Genomic DNA, 14,081 nt, shown 5'->3' on the forward strand with positions numbered 1-14,081 from the left:
GTGAGCTGACGAGGGAGCGGGTTCATGCGTGCTGTGGTGTTCGACGACTTCGGGCGCAGGCCGGAGGTACGGACCGTCGACGATCCCGCCCCCTCCCGGAGCGGCGTGGTGATCCGCGTCGAGGCCACCGGGCTGTGCCGCAGCGACTGGCACGGCTGGATGGGCCACGACACGGACATCCGGCTGCCGCACGTCCCCGGCCATGAACTCGCGGGCACGATCGAGGAGATCGGCCCCGACGTCACGAACTGGCGCCCCGGGCGGCGGGTCACCGTGCCCTTCGTCTGCGCCTGCGGGCGCTGCGCCGCGTGCGCGGACGGCGCCCAGCAGGTGTGCGAGCGGCAGACGCAGCCGGGCTTCACCCACTGGGGGTCGTTCGCCGAGTACGTCGCGGTCGAGAACGCCGACATCAACCTCGTCGGCCTCCGCGGCGAACTGCCCTTCACCACCGCCGCCTCGCTCGGCTGCCGCTTCGCCACCGCCTTCCGCGCGGTGGTGACCCAGGGCCGGGTGGCCCCGGGCGAATGGGTCGCGGTGCACGGCTGCGGCGGGGTCGGACTGTCCGCCGTCATGATCGCGGCGGCCTGCGGGGCGCGGGTCGTCGCGGTCGACATCTCCGCGCGGGCGCTCGCCCTGGCCTCCCGCCTCGGCGCGGCGGTCTGCGTGGACGCCTCCTCCACCCTGGGCTCGGTGGCCGAGGCCGTCGCGGACGCGACGGGCGGCGGCGCCCATGTCTCGGTGGACGCGCTGGGCTCGCCCCGTACCTGCGCGGCCTCCGTGAGCAGCCTCCGCCGCCACGGCCGCCACGTCCAGATCGGCCTGCTGCCGCCCGCCGCCGGAAAGCCGATGCTCCCGATGGACCGGGTCATCGCCCTGGAACTCCAGCTGCTGGGCAGCCACGGCATGGCCGCCCACGCGTATGGGCCGATGATGGAGATGGTCGACGCCGGGACGCTACGGCCGGATCTGCTGGTCACCGACCTCATAGGCCTGGACGCCGTACCCGAGGCCCTGACCGCGCTGCCGTCGGCGGCCAAGGGCGGGGTGACGGTGATAGAGCCCCACCGCGGCCGTCATGACGCGGGCTCGCCGTAGGCGGCCACCATGAGGTTCCTGGCCACCTCGTCCATGCCCTGCCCCTTGGCGTCCGTGGAGTTGACGCTGTAGACCAGGGTGCGGGAGCCGTCGCGGGTGGCGGCGACGGCCGTGTTGTAGCCCCAGCGGCCGCCGGTCTTCCCCCACACTTCACGGCCGCCCAGTTTCTTCATCGACAATCCGACGGCGTAGGCGGCCGGGGCACCGGTCTTGACGTCCTTCACCTTCGGCAGCGTGAACATCTCCCGCAGCAGCGGGCCGCGCACCACCCGGCCCTCGAACAGGGCCTTCGTGAACCGCTCCAGGTCCGCCGTGGTCGAGATGATGTCCCCGGCCGCCCAGCCGTCCGTCACCCCCCACACCGAGACGTCGCGCAGGCCGGTCGTGCCGTCGTCCAGCCTCATCTTCTGGTAGCCGTGGTTGTGCGGGCCGACGATGCGCGGATCCGCCTCCGGGGAGTAGGTGTCGCACAGCCCGAGCGGCTTCAGGACCCGGCGGGCCACCTGACGCTCGTACGAGTCGCCCGTGACCCGCTCGATCAGCAGACCGGCGATGGTGTAGCCGATGTTCAGATAGTGCTGCCTGGTGCCCGGCGCGAACTCGGGCTTCTTCGCGGTCGCCGAGCGGACCATGTCCTCGGGGTCATAGACGCGGAAGCGGTCCGCGTACACCTCCTCGACCGTGTCCCAGGGGAAGTCGGGGGCCGGGATGCCATGCGTGTGGTTGAGCAGTTGCCGGACGGTGACCTTCTGGTACGACGCGGGGATCAGCTCCGGCAGGTAGGAGCGGGCGCTGCGGTCCAGGTCCAGTCTGTCCTCGGCGGCCAATTGCAGGGCGACGGCCGCCGTGAAGACCTTGGTCACCGAACCGGCGCGGAAGCGGGCGGCCGGATCGGCGGGCCGGTTGGTCTTGAGGTCGTGTACGCCCGAACTGCCCCGCCAGACGCCCTCGGTGCCACCGACCCTGACCAGCGCGGCCGTCGCGCCCGATGTCGGCAGGTCCGCGATGGCGGCCTCAAGGGCGGGCACCGTGGGGTCCGCGGGCCGCGCCGAGACCGCGAGGGGCGGGGCGGACGCGAGGGCCGGAAGGACCCCCGGGCCCGCGGTGACCCCCACGACGAGCACGGTGGCCAGCAGCGTGCGGGTGGTGCTCTTCATGGTCAACTCCAGGGGTGTGAGCCGTTGTTCTCGATGGCTCCATCCTGCTGACCAGCGGCCCTTGGCGGATCGCCCGCACGGGCGGGTTCCGCCGGGTCAGTCCCTCGCCGACGCGGGGGAGGATCCGGTCCTGGCCGCTCCCCCGGGCGGGGGATCCCCGGCCGTGACCAGGCCCGTCTCATACGCGCAGATCACCGCCTGGATCCGGTCCCGCAGCCCCAGCTTGGCGAGCACATTGCCGACATGTGTCTTGACCGTGTGGTCGCTGACGACCAGCTCCGCCGCGATCTCGGCGTTCGACAGGCCCCGCGCGAGGAGCAGCAGCGTCTCCCGCTCCCGCCCGGTCAACGCGTCCAGCCGGGAATCGGGCCGCCGCGTGCGGGCGGCCGGGCGGGTGTACTGCTCCACCAGGCGCCGGGCCACGGACGGCGCGAGCAGCGAGTCGCCCCGCGCCACCACCCGTACGGCGTGCACCAGATCGTCCCGGCGTACGTCCTTCAGCAGGAAGCCGCTCGCGCCCGCGTGCAGCGCCTCGTACACGTACTCGTCCGAGTCGAAGGTCGTCAGCATCACCGTCCGGCAGCCACCGGCCGCGCTGATCGCGCTGATCGCGCTGATCTCGCGGCAGGCGTCGATGCCGTCCATGCCCGGCATCCGGATGTCGAGCAGCGCCACCTCGGGCGCGTGCCGCCGTACGGCCTCGACCGCCTCGGCTCCGTCGCCCGCCTCCGCGACCACCTCGATGTCCGGCTGGGCGTCCAGGATCATCGCGAAACCACCGCGCACCAGCTCCTGGTCGTCGGCCACCACCACCCGGATCGTCACCGCGCCACCTCCGCCGCCTGTGCCGCCCGTGCCGCGTCCGCCGTGGACGGTACGGGGACGCGTACCCGCACCTCGAAGCCCCGGCCGTCCGGGCCCGGCCCCGTGACCGCCGTACCGCCGTGGGCCGCCGCCCGCTCCCGGACCCCGACGAGGCCGTGGCCGCCCCCGGAACCGGGCCGGGGACCGCGCCCGTCGTCCGTCACCCGGATGCCCAACTCCCGCTCCGTGTAGGTGAGGTGGACCGATACGGTGCGGGCGGCCGCGTGCCGCACCGTGTTCGTCAGCGCCTCCTGGACGATACGGAAGACCGTCGCCCCGGTCGCGTCCGTCAGCGGCCGCACGGGCCCGGCCGTGCCGTAGACGACATCGAGGCCGCTGGTGCGCACCCGGTCGAGGAGACCGGGCAGAGCGGCCAGGCCCGGCTGCGGGGCGCGCGGTTCCCCGCCCGGCTCGTCGCCCTCGCGCAGCACCCCCAGCATGCGGCGCAGCTGCGCCATGGCGTCCCGGCCCGCCTCGGAGATCGCGTCGAAGGCCGCCTCGGCCCGCTCCGGAGCCGTACGCACCGCCACGGGGCCCGCCTCGGCCTGCACGATCATCAGGCTCACCGCGTGGGAGAGGATGTCGTGCATCTCCCGTGCGATCCGGGCCCGTTCCCGCGCGGCGGCCTGTTCGGCCTCGACCCGGTGGGCCCGCTGCCGGACGGCGGTCAGCCGCCCGAAGCCATAGGCGGCCGCGAACACGAAGAACGAGAAGGTGAGTTCACGTGCCGTCCGGGTGTTGAGCCAGACCGACAAGGGCACGGCGACCAGCGCCAGGACCCCGGTGACCAGCCGTTTCCCCGGCGGGGACAGGACGGCGATCGTGTAGACGATGACGAGCCCGGTGTACGGCAGCGGCTGCCCGGGCCCGTCCAGCGCCAGCTTGTACAGCGCGCTGGTCGCCAGGATCGCGATCAGGGCGGCGAGGGGAGCCCGCCGACGCCAGATCAGGGGGATCACGGTGAGCGTGATCAGCCCGTACGCGGGCCAGGTCGCCGGTCCGGACCCGGCCGGGCGCGGCACCACGAACGGCATCGTGATCGCCGCCTGGACCAGGAGCGCGACCCCGATGTCGACGGCCAGCGGATTGGCCGCCGACACCGCCCGGCCCCGCGCCCACCACTCCCGTAATCGCTCCGGTATGTCCATCACGACCGTAAGTGCCCCTTCGCGGTTTCGGCGGCGGCGGCGAGCGACGCCGACGCGTCAGATTACCCAGGGAGGGTGCGCGACGGGGAGGGCGAACGATCTACGCTTCATGGGCGCCACCCGCACCCCCGTCGAACGGCAGGAGCCACCACCGTGATCACCGAGATCGCCCAGATCGAGATCCTCCCCGGCCAGGAGGAGGAGTTCGAGCAGGCCGTGGCCGAGGCACGGCCCCTCTTCGTCGCGGCCGACGGCTGCCACGGAATCGACCTGCACCGCAGCGTCGAACACCCCACGCGCTACCGGCTCATCGTCCAGTGGGAGACGCTGGAGCACCACACCGTCACCTTCCGCGGCTCCGAGAGCTTCACCCGGTGGCGGGCCCTGGCCGGGCCCCACTTCGCCACTCCGCCGCAGGTCGAGCACGTGTACTCCGTGCTCGCCCCGTAACGCCGACGAGCGGCCGGGCCCGGGATCGCGCCGGGCACTACGGCACGCGTACGGTGTCCCGCGCCACCCGCACCCGGTCCGCCGAGGCCGGGTGGGCCGCGATCGGCGGGACGTTGGCGGGGGTCAGCTCGGGGGCGTGGCCCGGCTCGCCGCCGCGTGGCACTGTCCGCACCACCTGGCTGGGCGGCAGCGCCGCGTCCCGGCCCTGGCCCCGCAACCGCTGCCACATCACATCGAGCGCCTGCTGGTAGTAGTACCCGAGCGGGACGTACCGGTTGTCCAGCCCCGGGGTCTGCGCGTCACTGTGGTGGGCATGGGTGACCTCGACGTAGCTCACCGTCGAACTCCCCTGCTGGGCACGGGCGTTGAGTCCCAGATACGGCCGCGAGCTGTGGTTCACGGGCACTCGTGTGTCGTCCCGGCCGTGCACGATGAGCGCCGGTTTGCCGTGCAGGTCGCCGCTGCGCCGCGTGGCGTCCAGCCCGGCGGCCAGCCGCGCCGCCCATGTCCGCTCGGCGGGCGGCGCGTCCGCGCGCGGGAAGGCGAGCCGGTCCACACAGCGCTCGCCGCGCAGGTTGTAGTCGTGGCGGCCGTCCGCGCCACGGGACGTGCTGTCGGCGACGGGCCCGCCGGGCGCGTTCTCGTCGATCAGCACGCCCGGGGCGGGCGCCCGGCCGGGGCTGGTGCCGAAGGCGGCGGCCAGCTCGGAGCGGCGGTAGGGCACGGGGGTACCGGTGTCGTCGGTGCGCGCCCACCCGTAGCCGCACAGCGCGTCGTCCACGGAGGCCCGCGCGTAGCTCATGGCGTACGAGGCCGGGGTCTGCGGATCGTAGTGCGAGAGCTGGAGATAACCGGACCGCTGCTGGAATCCGGCGCGTACGAGGGCCCGCGCGGCGAGCCGTGGCAGCCCGCCCTCCCCCGCGCGCTCCGCGTCGCGGCGCGTGATGAGCCGGGGGTCGTCGCCGACCAGCGCCGCGCACCGGCGGCGGGCGGCGGGGACGTCCAGGGTGGCGTAGCCCGGCGCGGAGGGCTCGGTGAGTGCGGCGCACGGCTGGAGCAGCGAGGCCAGGGAGTTGTAGCGGATCAGCGGCAGCCCGGCGGCGGGGACGGCGCGCCCGCTCTGGCGTATCCGGATGCCGTTCAGCGGGGCGAGGTTCATCTGCGGTTCGGAGGCGACGACGGCGTCGATGAGCCCCGTACGGTCGTCCTCGCCCGCGGCGACGGCCGCGCCGCCGCCGTTGGAGACGCCGGTGGCCAGGACCGTGGTGGTGGCGGCGGTGTAGCCACTGCGGGGCGCGCCACTTCGCCGGTCGCGGTTGAGGAGGGCGAGCGCGAGCCGCACCGAGCGCAGGACGTCGCGCCCCCAGGTGGCCTGCGGATCGGTCCGGGAGTGGGCCATCTTGTACGCCACGCGATACGGACGCTCGGCGTCGAAGCGGGCCCGCTCGGCGTCGGTGAGCCCGGGGTCGAAAGCGCTGCGGTCGCCAACTTCCTTGCGCGGCCCGGTCGTTCCGTCGTAGCCCATGACCGTGCCGGAACGCAGATCGTCGAAGGCCGGGCCCATGCCCTTGTCGGTGTAGGCGACGGCGCAGCGGCGGTGCAGTCCCCACGCCCCGGCCGTGCCGACCATGCTGTAGACGCCGCCGAGTCCGGTGGCGGGCGCGGCCACCACGCAGGGCCTGGCCCGGTCGAAGGTGTCCGGCACCTGGACGACGAAGCTCACGCTGCCCGCGCCGCGCCCCGCCACCGCCCGGTACTCGGTGCCCGCGATCCGGCCGTCGCCGGGCAGCGGGCGGCCCCGGTCGACGTTGGCCCCGTACAGCCGCCCGAGTCCGCCGCCGGACCCTGCCCTCATCCCGGCGGACGCCCAGACGGCCTGGCGGCGCAGCTCGGTGGCGGTGGGCCGGTCGGGGTCCGCGGGGGCGGGCAGCGGACCGCGCAGCCCGTCGAAGCCGAGCCCGGCGGTGAGCAGGTCGTCGCCCGTGCCGTCGTAGTGGACGGAGGTGAGGTGGTGGAACCCGGATGGCGGCGGGGTCTCCTGGGCCGCGGCGGCGGCAGGCATGAGAGCCGCGGTCAGCGCAAGGGTCAACAGACTCACGGACGTACGGCGTACGGATGGCATCGCGGGGCTCCTCCTCGGGGCGTGGTGGCGGCACGGACGGAGCACGTACGGGTCACAGCGGCACCGCGCCCGTCGCCATGGCGACCGCGGTCATCACCAGCGTCGTGCCGAACGCCCAGCGGAAGATGAACCGCTGGTGCTCGCCGAGCTGCACCCCGCTCATGCCGAGCAGGATGAACGTCGCGGCGGTGAGCGGGGAGAGCGGGAAACCGGTGGTCATCTGGCCGAGGACGGCCGCGCGGGCGACCTCGGCGGGGTCGGTGCCGAACGAGTCGGCGGTTCCGGCGAGCACGGGCAGAATGCCGAAGTAGTAGGCGTCGGGGGTGAAGACGAGGCTGAGCGGCATGCTGGTGACGGCGACCAGCGCGGGCAGATGCCCGCCGAGACCGTCGGGGATGACCTCGACGATCGCCTGGGCCATCTTCCCGATCATGCCGGTGCCGGTGAGGATGCCGGTGAACACACCGGCGGCGAAGATCATGGTGGTGACGAGGACGACGCTGTTGCCGTGCCGCTCCAGCAGGGCCTGCTGGTCGTCCCAGCGCGGGTGGTTGACCAGCAGCGCGACGGCGAAGGCGAGCACGAACAGCACCGGCAGCGGCATGACCTCCAGCACGAGAGCGGTCAGCAGGGCCAGGGTGAGCAGCAGGTTGAAGACGGTGAGCGCGGTGCCCGCGCGCTGGGCCACCCGGGGCGTCCCGGGACCGTCGCCGACGGCCGCCACCGGCTCGGGGTCAGGTGTGGCGAGCCCACCCAGCCGGGCGCGTTCCCGGCGCCCGATGGCGTACGAGGCGAACAGCACCCAGACGATGCCCGCGGCGAACGCGGGCAGCAGCGGCGTGATGATGTCGGAGGTTTCCAGCTTGAGGGCGGCGGCGGCCCGCGCGGTCGGTCCGCCCCAGGGGATGAGGTTCATAACGCCCGCGCCAAGGGCGACGACCCCGGCCAGCACGAGGCGGCTCATGCCGAGCCGCCGGTAGACGGGCAGCAGAGCGGAGATGGAGATGAGGAAGGTCGAGGAGCCGTCGCCGTCGAGCCCGACGCACATGGTGAGGACGGCGGTGCCGACCGTGACGCGCAGCGGGTCGTTCTTCGCGACGCGCAGGATGGCGCGGATCAGCGGCTCGAAGAGCCCCGCGTCGATCATCAGGCTGAAGTAGAGCACCGCGAACGCGATCATGATGCCGGTGGGGGCGACCTGGGACAGCCCGTCGAGCGCCATCGGGCCGAGGTCGTCCCCGTAGCCGCCGATGACCGCGGCGACCACCGGCGTCAGCACGAGGGCGACCAGCACCGAGACCCGTTTGAACATGGTGAGCAGCAGGAAGCCGCCGATCGTGCAGAATCCCAGGGCTGCCAGCATGGGCCGCTCGCTTCCTCGTCCGGTCAGGTGTTGCCGATGCGTGTCGGATGTTGCCGAAGAGTGTCCGAGCGGCGAAAGATCCGCGTCCAGCATCGAACACAGATCTATCCATGCGTTCTGCGCAACAGTTCCCCCGGGCGGCGCTCCCGCATACGCTCGCCGACCATGGACGTCACCCTGCGCCAGCTCACGGCGTACACCGCGGTCGCCCGCGCGGTCAGCTTCACCGCGGCCGCCGCCGAACTGCACGTGTCCCAGTCCTCCCTGAGCCGTGCGGTCGCCGACCTGGAACGCACCCTCGGCATGCGGCTGCTGGAACGCGACACCCGCAACGTCGAACTCACCCCGGCCGGGGCGGAGGCGCTGCGGATCGCCGACCAGATCCTCTCCGCGCACCGGGCGGGCCTCGCCCAGCTGGGCCGCTATGTGGCGGGCGAGCGCGGCGCCGTGTCGCTGGCCACCCTCCCCTCGGTGGCGGCCGTCCTCCTGCCCCCGGTCATCTCCGCCTTCCGCGCCCGGCGCCCCGAGATGACCGTACGGCTCCTGGACGGCCTGGAACGCTCAGTGCTCCAGCGGGTCGTGGACGGCGACGCCGACTTCGCCGTGAGCACGGTCCCCCGCCACCAGGCGAACGGCGGCATACGGCTGCGGCCCCTGGTGCGCGACCGCTTCCACGCGGTGCTCCCCGAACACCATCCGCTCGCCGAGCGGTCCGAGGTCACCTGGGAACAGCTGGGCCGGGAGCCGTTCCTCGCGGTCGGTACGGACTCCAGCGTCCGCCGTATGACGGACGCCGCGTTCGCCCGGGCGGGCCGGGACACCGCCCCGGCGGCCGAGGCGTCGAGCGTGGCCACGGTGGGCGGTCTGGTGGCGGCGGGCCTCGGCGTCTCCGCCCTCCCCGCCCTGGTCCACCCCCTGATCCCGCCGGGCCCGCTGGTCCGCCGCCCGCTGGTCGGCCCGGTGCTGGAGCGACGGCTGTACGTGGTTCTCCCGGCGCACCGGGCGCTGCCGCCGGGCGCGGCGCGGTTCCTGGAGGAACTGGAGGCGTTCCGGACGGCGGGCCACCGGCTCCCGGAGGGCGTGGCGTGGGAGGAGCCGGACGAGGGCTGAGGCACCTTCTTTTGCGACATCCGCATGAATTGATGCTCGTTCAATGCTGGACCCGCATATTCCCCACCCCGCAGCCTGAACCGCATGGACGACCACACCAGCACACGACAGGGACAGCTCGCGGGGCTCAAGGTGGTGGAGTTCGCCCACGTCGTGGCGGGCCCGCTGGCCGGGGGCATGCTCGCCGACCAGGGCGCCGACGTCGTCCACGTCGAGCCGCCGGGCGACGGGGACGCCGCCCGGGCCATGGGGCCCCGCCGGGACGGCGTCCCGCTCTGGTTCAAGGTGGCGGGCCGCAACAAGCGCTCCGTGACGCTCGATCTGCACCATGAGACGGGCCGGGAAGTCGCCCGGGAACTGGTCGCCTGGGCCGATGTGGTGATCGTGACGCTGCGCGCCGGGCGACTGCGCGCCTGGGGGCTGGACTGGGAGGCCGTCCACGCGCTCAACCCCCGGGCCATCCTGCTCCAGATCTCCGGCTTCGGCGCCACCTCCTCCCGCGCGGACGCCCCCGGTTTCGGCAAGATGGGCGAGGCCCGCAGCGGGGTCGTCCATCTCACCGGCTTCCCCGACGGCCCGCCCGTGCACACCGGCTTCTCGCACGGCGACGCCGTCACCGGGCTGATGGGCGCGTTCGCGGTGCTCGCCGCGCTGCACCGCCGTAACACCGACCCGGACTTCGACGGCGAGTGGATCGACCTGGCCCTCTTCGAACCCCTCTACCGCCTGGTCGAGTGGCAGATCATCGCGTACGACCAGCTCGGCACGGCGCCCGAGCGGGCGGGCAACCAGCTCGCGGTGGCGCCCGCCGCCGTCATCAACACCTACCGCAGCGCCGACGACGACTGGCTCACCGTCACCTCCGCCACCACCCGCTCGGTGCGCAACGTGGTCCGGCTGCTCGGCCTGCCCGACGCCGAATTCGCCACCGTCGAGCAGCAGCACGCGGGCCGCGACCGGCTGGACGCCGCGCTGCGGGAGTGGGTGGCCGGGCGCCCCTCGGCGGAGTGCCTGGCGGAGTTCGAGCGCGCCGAGGTGGTGGCCTCGCGTGTCTTCACCGCCGCCGACATCGCCGCCGACTCCGTCTACGCGGAGCGCGAGGACATCATCACCGTCGACGACCCGGACCTCGGCCCGGTCCGGATGCAGGCCGTCATCCCGCACTTCCGCCGCGCCCCCGGCGCGGTGTGGCGCACGGGCCCGGCGCTCGGCGAGGACAACGCCGTGGTCTACGGGGAGTGGCTGGGCATGGACGACAAGCGGCTGGCGAGCCTGGAGGACGACGGTGTCATCTGAACGACGTGTCCCGCTGCGCTCTTTGCTCTTCGTCCCGGGCAGCAGAACCGACTGGCTACCCAAGGCGGAGGCGGCGGGCGCCGACGCCGCGATCCTCGACCTGGAGGACGCGGTCCCCGACGACGGCAAGGCGGCGGCGCTCGACGCCGTGACCGACGCCATCGACCGGGCGGACCGGGCGTCGTCGCGCATGCGGCTGTTCGTCCGTATCAACTCGCTCGACCGCGCGGCGGGCTGGCAGGCCGCCGACGAACTGCGCGCCGTGGCCCGCCCGGGCCTGTACGGGGTCGTGCTGCCCAAGGTGGCCCACGCCGACGACGTACGCGCCGCAGACCGGATGCTGGCGTGGTGCGAGCGCCACCACGGGCTGCCCGAGGGCCACTTCGCGCTCGTACCCCTGCTGGAGACGGCGCGCGGCCTGCGCGAGGCGTACGCCATCGGCCGCGCCGCCGACCGCGTCGCCCACCTGGGCGCGCTCACCGGCCCCGGCGGGGACGTGGAGCGCGCCGTGGGCTACCGCTGGAGCGCGGGCGGCGAGGAGACCCGCGACCTGCGCTCCCGCGTCCTGCTCGACGCCCGCGCAGCGGACTGCCCGCACCCGGTGGCCGGGCTGTGGACCGACATCGCGGACCTCGACGGACTGCGCCGCTTCGCCGAGCAGAACCGCGCGCTGGGCTACGAGGGGATGGCGGTGATCCACCCCTCCCATGTGCCGGTGGTCAACGAGGCGTTCTCGCCGGGTCCGGACGAGCTGGCCCGGTGCGCGCGGCTGATAGCGGCGGTGGAGGAGGCCCAGGCGCGGGGGGCGGGGGCGGTGCGGTTCGAGGGGCGGATGGTGGACGAGGCAATGGCGGCCACGGCCCGCCACACCCTGTCCCAACGCCCCGCCACGTAGCCCCCGACCACGGCCGGAAGACGCCCCCGACCACCGCCGGGAGGTGCCCCCGACCACCGCCGGGAGGTGCCCGGCCGACGGCCGACCGCACCCCAGCGCGGTGCGCCCATCCGATCAGCCGGGGACCGCCCAGCTACGCGGCTGGGGGCACCACGGCCGCGCCGGAGGCACCCGGCACGGTCAGGTTCCACCCGAGGGCCAGGGACACCCGACGCCGAAGACCCGCCCAAGGGCCATCCCGACGTACCGGCCCGCGCGCGGCGGCCGCCACCACGCCCGCCGCGACCGGCACCACACCGGGCGCCCCCGCGCGCCCGAGAGCGGGACACCGCAACCGCCGCGGTCACCACCGCACCCCGCGACGGGCACCAGCGTGGCGCGCCCCGCGCCCGTCAGACGGGGGCGCGCCCGGCTCGGTCAGTCCAGGGCCGTCAGGTCTAGCTGGGCCAGGCGGGTCGGGTCGGCGAGGATGTCGATCGCGGCGATCCTTCCGTCCGTGACCGTGAAGCCCAGCACCGAGGCGGGCCTGCCCGCGCGGGTGCCGACCACGCCGACGGCGCCGTTGACCAGTACCGGCCGGGGGACGGCGTCCTCGCCGCCGGAGCGGGCGAAGGTGAGCGCCTGGTTGGCCACGCTCTCCGCGCCGCGCAGCTCCCGGTACCCGAGCGGGGTGGCGGCGCCCTCGTCGGCGCGCAGCACGACGTCCGGGGCGAGGAGGGCGATGAGCCCGCCGAAGTCACCCTCGCGCGCCGCCGCGAGGAACGCGTCGACCACCGCGCGCTGCCGGCCCAGGTCCGGGTCGGGGAGGGGCGCCGCGCCCCGGACCCGGCGGCGGGCTCGGCTGGCCAGCTGGCGGGCCGCGGCGGGGGTGCGGTCGACGATGGGCGCGATCTCGTCGAACGGCACGCCGAACAGATCGTGCAGGACGAACGCCAGCCGCTCGGCCGGGCCCAGCGCGTCGAGGACGACCAGCAGGGCGAGCCCGACCGAGTCGGCGAGCAGCGCCTGGTCCTCCGGGCCGACCCCGTCCGTACCGCTGAGGACCGGGTCCGGCACCCGCGCCCCGAGGGGTTCTTCCCGCCGCGCCGTGCGCGAACGCAGCATGTCGAGGCATACGCGGCCGACGACCGTCGTCAGCCATCCGCCCAGGTTCGCCACCTCGCTGGTGTCGGAGCGGCTGAGCCGCAGCCAGACCTCCTGCACGGCGTCGTCGGCCTCGCTGAGCGAGCCGAGCATGCGGTAGGCCACCGCGCGCAGATGACCGCGGTGTGCCTCGAAGTTCTCCGCCAGGAACGCGTCTCCGCCCATCGGGCCTCTCTCCTCGTCGTCTGTTCTCAGAACACTGACGTACGAGCCGAGGGAGATGTGACATGACGGGCCGGTACGCCGTTCGGCCCCGCAGCCCTTGACGCGCCGCGGCCCCCTCACTACATAACTTGGGAGCGCTCCCAAGCCGTTCGCAGTCCAGACATCGTTGTCATGACCCGGGCAAATCACCGGGCCGACCGCTCCCCACCAGGAGTCGCCCATGCGTACGACCGCCCCCACCGCCACCACCCCCCGCCGCGTCGTGGCCATCGTGTTCGCCGCCGTCGCCGCTCTGCTGCTGTCGCTCCCCGGCCTCGCGCCACCCGCCCGCGCCGCCGCGGCGGGGTTACACGTCGCGGGCGGCAAGCTGGTCGAGGGCAACGGCACCCCGTTCGTGATGCGCGGCGTCAACCACGCCCACACCTGGTACGCCACCCGGACCACCCAGGCGCTCGCCGACATCAAGGCGCTGGGCGCCAACACCGTGCGGGTGGTGCTGTCCACCGGGGACCGGTGGGCCAAGAACGACACCGCCGACGTGGCGAACGCCGTCGCACAGTGCAAGCGCAACCGGCTCATCTGCGTACTCGAAGCCCATGACACCACCGGCTACGGCGAACAGGGCGGCGCCGTCTCGCTCGCCCGCGCCGCCGACTACTGGGTCAGCGTGCGGGCCGCCCTCACCGGCCAGGAGAGCTACGTCGTCGTCAACCTCGGCAACGAGCCGTACGGCAACACCAACGCCACCGCGTGGACCGCCGACACCACCGCCGCCATCCGAAAGCTCCGCAGCGCCGGAATCCACCACGCCCTGATGGCCGACGCCCCCAACTGGGGCCAGGACTGGAGCTTCACCATGCGCGACAACGCGGCCGCGGTGCTGGCCGCCGACCCGGACCGCAACACCGTCTTCTCGGTGCACATGTACGGAGTCTTCGACACCGCGGCCGAGGTCAAGGACTACCTCACCCGCTTCGTCAACGCCAAACTCCCGCTCGTCGTAGGCGAGTTCGGCGACAACCACTCCGACGGCAACCCCGACGAGGCCGCCATCATGGCGAACGCCCAGACACTCGGCGTCGGCTATCTGGGCTGGTCCTGGAGCGGCAACAGCGGCGGTGTCGAATACCTCGACATGGCCACCGGATTCAACGCCGCGGCGCTCACCAGCTGGGGGCAGCGGATCTTCAAGGGTGCGAACGGCATCGGCTCGACGTCCAGAGAAGCCACGGTCTACCGCGCCTAGCCCAGACCCCCACACCGGAAGGCCCCC

General features: G+C 73.8%; 12 protein-coding genes. 6 read left to right on the forward strand and 6 right to left on the reverse strand.

What is annotated here, in order from left to right; all coding sequences use genetic code 11:
- Positions 1 to 24: 24 nt before the first annotated feature.
- Positions 25 to 1,095: a zinc-dependent alcohol dehydrogenase family protein gene (locus tag ACFV9T_RS13980; RefSeq protein ID WP_385439706.1), complete on the forward strand. Its 1,071-nt coding sequence runs from the start codon at positions 25 to 27 to the stop codon at positions 1,093 to 1,095.
- Here the strand turns inward: ACFV9T_RS13980 and ACFV9T_RS13985 are convergent.
- The 3 genes from ACFV9T_RS13985 to ACFV9T_RS13995 form a co-directional block, all read right to left on the reverse strand.
- Positions 1,074 to 2,252, reverse strand: a complete 1,179-nt coding sequence (locus tag ACFV9T_RS13985) for a serine hydrolase domain-containing protein (protein ID WP_385439707.1) — start codon at positions 2,250 to 2,252, stop codon at positions 1,074 to 1,076. The genes ACFV9T_RS13980 and ACFV9T_RS13985 overlap by 22 nt on opposite strands.
- A 96-nt stretch (positions 2,253 to 2,348) precedes the next feature.
- Positions 2,349 to 3,077, reverse strand: a complete 729-nt coding sequence (locus tag ACFV9T_RS13990) for a response regulator (RefSeq protein WP_385439708.1) — start codon at positions 3,075 to 3,077, stop codon at positions 2,349 to 2,351.
- Positions 3,074 to 4,264, reverse strand: a complete 1,191-nt coding sequence (locus ACFV9T_RS13995; protein WP_385439920.1) for a sensor histidine kinase — start codon at positions 4,262 to 4,264, stop codon at positions 3,074 to 3,076. Before ACFV9T_RS13995 ends, ACFV9T_RS13990 begins: the two co-directional genes overlap by 4 nt.
- A gap of 153 nt (positions 4,265 to 4,417) precedes the next feature.
- On the opposite strand from ACFV9T_RS13995, the gene ACFV9T_RS14000 reads away from it, so the two are divergent.
- Positions 4,418 to 4,714, forward strand: coding sequence for an antibiotic biosynthesis monooxygenase family protein (locus tag ACFV9T_RS14000; RefSeq protein ID WP_385439710.1), 297 nt, complete (start codon positions 4,418 to 4,420; stop codon positions 4,712 to 4,714).
- 37 nt (positions 4,715 to 4,751) lie between these two features.
- Here ACFV9T_RS14000 and ACFV9T_RS14005 read toward each other — a convergent pair whose 3' ends face one another.
- Complete coding sequence (locus ACFV9T_RS14005; RefSeq protein ID WP_385439712.1) at positions 4,752 to 6,776, reverse strand: 3-hydroxybutyrate oligomer hydrolase family protein; 2,025 nt, start codon at positions 6,774 to 6,776, stop codon at positions 4,752 to 4,754.
- 112 nt (positions 6,777 to 6,888) lie between these two features.
- Positions 6,889 to 8,199: a CitMHS family transporter gene (locus tag ACFV9T_RS14010; RefSeq protein ID WP_385439714.1), complete on the reverse strand. Its 1,311-nt coding sequence runs from the start codon at positions 8,197 to 8,199 to the stop codon at positions 6,889 to 6,891.
- Positions 8,200 to 8,364: 165 nt separating this feature from the next.
- Between ACFV9T_RS14010 and ACFV9T_RS14015 the strand changes: the two genes are divergently transcribed.
- The 3 genes from ACFV9T_RS14015 to ACFV9T_RS14025 all read left to right on the forward strand — a co-directional run bounded on the left by ACFV9T_RS14015 (position 8,365) and on the right by ACFV9T_RS14025 (position 11,500).
- On the forward strand, positions 8,365 to 9,309 hold the full coding sequence (locus tag ACFV9T_RS14015) for a LysR family transcriptional regulator (protein ID WP_385439717.1): 945 nt from the start codon (positions 8,365 to 8,367) through the stop codon (positions 9,307 to 9,309).
- 84 nt (positions 9,310 to 9,393) lie between these two features.
- Positions 9,394 to 10,605: a CaiB/BaiF CoA transferase family protein gene (locus tag ACFV9T_RS14020; RefSeq protein ID WP_385439719.1), complete on the forward strand. Its 1,212-nt coding sequence runs from the start codon at positions 9,394 to 9,396 to the stop codon at positions 10,603 to 10,605.
- The gene (locus tag ACFV9T_RS14025) at positions 10,595 to 11,500 is read left to right on the forward strand and encodes an HpcH/HpaI aldolase/citrate lyase family protein (RefSeq protein ID WP_385439721.1); all 906 of its coding nucleotides are present in this window, start codon (positions 10,595 to 10,597) and stop codon (positions 11,498 to 11,500) included. The genes ACFV9T_RS14020 and ACFV9T_RS14025 overlap by 11 nt, the downstream gene beginning before the upstream one ends.
- A 417-nt stretch (positions 11,501 to 11,917) precedes the next feature.
- Here ACFV9T_RS14025 and sigJ read toward each other — a convergent pair whose 3' ends face one another.
- The gene (gene sigJ / locus ACFV9T_RS14030) at positions 11,918 to 12,808 is read right to left on the reverse strand and encodes an RNA polymerase sigma factor SigJ (protein ID WP_385439723.1); all 891 of its coding nucleotides are present in this window, start codon (positions 12,806 to 12,808) and stop codon (positions 11,918 to 11,920) included.
- 220 nt (positions 12,809 to 13,028) lie between these two features.
- On the opposite strand from sigJ, the gene ACFV9T_RS14035 reads away from it, so the two are divergent.
- Positions 13,029 to 14,054: a cellulase family glycosylhydrolase gene (locus ACFV9T_RS14035; protein ID WP_385439727.1), complete on the forward strand. Its 1,026-nt coding sequence runs from the start codon at positions 13,029 to 13,031 to the stop codon at positions 14,052 to 14,054.
- The last annotated feature ends 27 nt before the right edge of the window (positions 14,055 to 14,081 follow it).

It is taken from the genome of Streptomyces sp. NPDC059850, assembly GCF_042731515.1.
In the GTDB taxonomy this organism is placed as follows: domain Bacteria; phylum Actinomycetota; class Actinomycetes; order Streptomycetales; family Streptomycetaceae; genus Streptomyces.